The organism is Methylobacterium sp. P5_C11 (assembly GCF_054049775.1).
Map to the genome: position 1 here is coordinate 1 of NZ_JBFULS010000108.1, position 3,862 is coordinate 3,862.

The following is a 3,862-nucleotide window of genomic DNA, read 5'->3' on the forward strand; positions in this document are numbered from 1 at the left end:
CGCCCCGTCAGGGGCCGGGGCGTGAGCAGCGCGGCGGCGAGGGCGGCCAGCGCGAGGATCGGCCCGTCCGGGCCGGACGCGGCCGCGAGGGATGCAGGCAGGCAGAGGAGCGCGAACAGGGCGGCCCGGCCCCGGACGGCCAGGGCCAGGGCGGCCAGGCCCAGGGTCATGAAGGCGGCGCCATCGGCGAGCCGGCAGAGGCGCCCGGCACCCGCGGCGTCGAGGCCCAAGGCCGCGCCGGCCCGCAGCCCGAGGGCGCCGGGGATCCCGAGGGCGCCGGGGATCCCCTGGCCGGCCGCCTCGGGGGACGCGGTCAGCGCCAGCGCGAGGCAGGCCGGCAGGCCGAGGCCCAGGAAGGCGAGACACCAGAACCGGGCGCCTCCGGCGACGGGCGGGCTCACGGCCGCGCGCGGCCGAGGGGCCGGGCACCGTCCGGAGGGGGCGTGGCGGCGGTGGGCATCCCGTGCGGCATCGCGGCCTCCGGATCGGTGCGGTCGGGCTGCGCCCCGCGGCAGGGTCGCAGGGCGCGGGGATGGCCTACCGGATCAGCCGCCCGTCCGCACGCGCGAAGCGCCCCGCAGGCCGGGCACCAGGTCCGGCAGCGCCGCCGCCAGCAGGGCGGCCGCCCGCAGGACCTCCGCGGCCTCCCGGGGCGACCGGCGGGCGAGCGCCAGGGCGATCCGCAGGGGCACCTGCGCGCAGAAGCTCGCCGCCGTCAGCGCCAGGGCCGCGGCGGCGCCGTGATGCTTGCCGGCGTAGAGGATCTGGCTGCGCAGGAAGTAGAACAGCCGTCGCGCCCGCACCTGCCGGGTCGTGCCCTGGCCGAGATGGCGGGCGACGGCCCCGGCGACGTGCCGCACGGAAAAGCCCGCCGCCCGGGCGCGGGCGCAGAGGTCGACATCCTCCCAGTAGACGAAGAACCGCGGGTCGAACCCGCCCAGCCGGGCGAACAGGTCGCGGCGGATCATCAGGAAGGCGCCCATCACCTGGTCGACGGCGCGGTCCTCCCCGTGGTCCCATTCGAGGAGGAAGTGCGGCCGCACGAGGCCCAGCCGGTCCAGCGCCAGGGCGCGGCCGAGGAGGCCGAGGGCGGACGGAGCCCGGGCGCAGGAGCGCGCGGTGCGCCCGTCGGGATCGACGAGCCGGGCGCCGACGATCCCGGTCCGGGACTCGGCCGTCAGCGCGGCCCGGGCGAGGCCGAGGGCATCGGGCTCCACTTGCGTGTCCGGATTGAGGAACAGGATCGCGGGGGCGTCGCCCGCGGCGGCGCCCTGGTCGCAGGCCCGGCCGAAACCGAGATTCGCATCGTTCCGGATCAGCCGGAGCGGGCGGGGCAGGGCGGGCAGATTTTCGGTGGAGCCGTCCGTCGACGCGTTGTCCACCACGGTGACCTGCACGGACCCGGCGTCCCAGGCCGCCGCGAGGCTCGCGAGGCACGTGCGCAGCAGGGCGCCGCCGTTCCAGTTGACGATCACCACGTCGAGGGCAGGGCGGTCGGTCACGGCCGAGGCTCGGGGAGGGTCTTGGCAGGGTACGGGGCATGGTCCTGAGGAAGATCCTGGGGCGGCCCGAGGCGTCCGAGGGCGCCGTCGCGGGCGGCCGCGAGGAGCCGCAGCAGCACGGCGGGCCGAAAGCCCGAATCCGCCCAGTACAGCCCGGCCTGGAGCGGCAGGTAGGCGGCCTGGGCGAGCTTCCAGCGGAGCGGCACGTGCGGCAGGCGCCACGCGTAGACCGCGTTGCGCAGGTAGGTCGCCATGCGGAACAGGGGCTGGCGCGGCATCGAGACCCCGAACGCCCGGATCACCCCGCCGCCGACCCGGTGGGGAATCGCGACGGCGCGGGCGCGATAGCAGCCGTAGCCGAGGCTCCAGGCGCGAAAGCACCATTCGAGCTCGACCCCGTCGATGAAGAAGTCGCCACGGAACGGCCCGATCCGCGCGAAGGCGTCGAGGTCGACGAGGGAGCCCGACGTCGCCAGGAACTGCACCGGGGCGAGGCCGTCCCGCCCGGGCGCGCCGGGACGGGGCGGGTAGGCGGGCGCCTTGTGGCCGGGGGCCGGCGCCGGGGCAGGACCCACCACCGCCGCCGGGATCCCGGCCGCCCGCAGCCGATCGAGCGCCCCCCGCAGCGCGTTGGCGAGATCCCGGGGCGGCTCGGCATCCTGGTCGAGGAGCAGGAGGGTCTCGGCGCCGGCGGCGCGGGCGGCCCCGGCGATCCGGTTGAGCGCCTCCGCGATGCCGAGGTTCCGCCCCTCCGACAGCAGGGTCACGCCGGCCCCGGCGAGGCGCTCCACCGCCCCGGCCGGGAGGCCGCCATTGTCGAAGGCGATCACCGCGGACGACCCTGCCGCTGCCAGGGCACGGACGCGCTCCACCTGATCCGGTCCCGGCCGGAACAGGGTCACCCCGATGGCGATGCGGCTCGACCGCGGGTCAGGCACCGGCCGTCCCCCGGGGGCGGTCGCGATCCCGGCCCCTCACGCCCGCTCCACCGCGGCGGTCGCTGCCTCCAGGGCGGCCGTGATGGCGGCGGCCTGCTCGGGGCCGAGCGGGCCGCGGGCGAGCCGCATCTGCAGGGCGAGCCTCAGCCCGTCCTGGGCGCGCGCCACCGAGGGCGGCGGGCCTTCGCCGCGGGCGGCCTCGGCCTGTGCCATGCGGGCGAGGATCGCCTCCAGGGTCGGGCGGTTGCCGTCCAGGACGGCCTGCCCCTCCGGGGTGATYGTGTGCAGCCGCTTGGTGCCCTCCCCGGGGGCCACCGTCACGTGCGCGAGTTCCTCCAGGTGCGTGAGCGTCGGGTAGACCGTGCCGGGGCTCGGGCTGTAGGCGCCGCCGGCCCGCTCCTCGATGGCCTTGATGATCTCGTAGCCATGCCGGGGCTTCTCGGCGATGAGGTGGAGGATGACGAGGCGCAGGTCGCCGTGGGCGAAGAAGCGCGCGGGATCGCCCCGGCCGCCGCGACCGACCATCCGGCGCTCGCCCGGCCCGCGGCCGTGGGGACCGTGGCGCCCGTGAGGACCGCCCCCCGGCGGGCCGCGATGCGCCCGGAATCGGACGGCGTCGAAGGGACCAGCGCGGACGAGGCCCGGAGGATCGGGATACATGCGGGCGATCCAGTTTCGATATGACTGAAATTCAGATATATCGAAACTGGATCGCCCGCAAGGGACCGGGCGAGGGCGGCACGCCCACCCCGGAACCGATGCGGGCGCCCGGGGCGGGGATCGCCCGCGCAGCCCACGGTTTACGGACCCCGCCGGTTCCGTTAGTGCGACGGGCCATCAGAGTCATGCCCCCCTCGCGCCGCCTTGCGCTCCGACGCCGTCCGCCCGCTGCCGCCCATGAACCGATCCGCGACCCGCGCCTCGACCGCGCCTGCCCCGACGGCGCTCGACCGCGTCCTTGCCCCGTGACGGCACGCGGCGAACGCGCCTTGGCCGAGCCCTGAGATGCGCCGCGGCCCCCACGGCATCGGCCGGGCCTCGACCCTGACGCGGATCACCCGGCGTCTCGGCCGGCTGCGCGATCCCCTGGCCAGGCCGGCGGCCCTGCATCGCTTCTGGGCCGGCGCGGACGCGGCGAATGGCGCCGATCTGGAAGTACGCCTGGTCGCCGCGCTGGCCCCGCATGTCGACGCGGCGTTCTACGCGAGTTGGTACGGCATCACGGCCGACCCGGTGCGCGACTACCTCGTCCACGGCTGGCGCGAGGGCCGGGATCCGCGGCCCGACTTCTCCTCGGCCGACTACCTCGCCGCCCATCCCCACCTCACGCGCGCGGGCATCAACCCGCTCCTGCACGCCCTCGCCCGCCGGCGGGGCAAAGCAGGGCACGGCGAGACCGGGCAGGGCCGGGCGCTGCCGCCC

At 76.9% G+C, this 3,862-nt stretch carries 3 protein-coding genes and 2 pseudogenes; 1 reads left to right on the forward strand and 4 read right to left on the reverse strand.

From position 1 onward, the window contains the following. The 4 genes and pseudogenes from ACXJKQ_RS27430 to ACXJKQ_RS27445 form a co-directional block, all read right to left on the reverse strand. Positions 1-401: pseudogene (locus ACXJKQ_RS27430) on the reverse strand (hypothetical protein); the annotation flags it as partial. Positions 402-545: 144 nt separating this feature from the next. Then, positions 546-1,502, reverse strand: a complete 957-nt coding sequence (locus ACXJKQ_RS27435; RefSeq protein WP_457108825.1) for a glycosyltransferase family 2 protein — start codon at positions 1,500-1,502, stop codon at positions 546-548. Next, positions 1,499-2,440, reverse strand: coding sequence for a rhamnosyltransferase (locus ACXJKQ_RS27440; RefSeq protein WP_457108826.1), 942 nt, complete (start codon positions 2,438-2,440; stop codon positions 1,499-1,501). The genes ACXJKQ_RS27435 and ACXJKQ_RS27440 overlap by 4 nt, the downstream gene beginning before the upstream one ends. A 36-nt stretch (positions 2,441-2,476) precedes the next feature. Continuing rightward, complete coding sequence (locus ACXJKQ_RS27445; RefSeq protein WP_457108827.1) at positions 2,477-3,100, reverse strand: PadR family transcriptional regulator; 624 nt, start codon at positions 3,098-3,100, stop codon at positions 2,477-2,479. A gap of 345 nt (positions 3,101-3,445) precedes the next feature. Between ACXJKQ_RS27445 and ACXJKQ_RS27450 the strand changes: the two are divergent. Continuing rightward, positions 3,446-3,862 (forward strand): annotated as a pseudogene (locus ACXJKQ_RS27450) (glycosyltransferase); the annotation flags it as partial.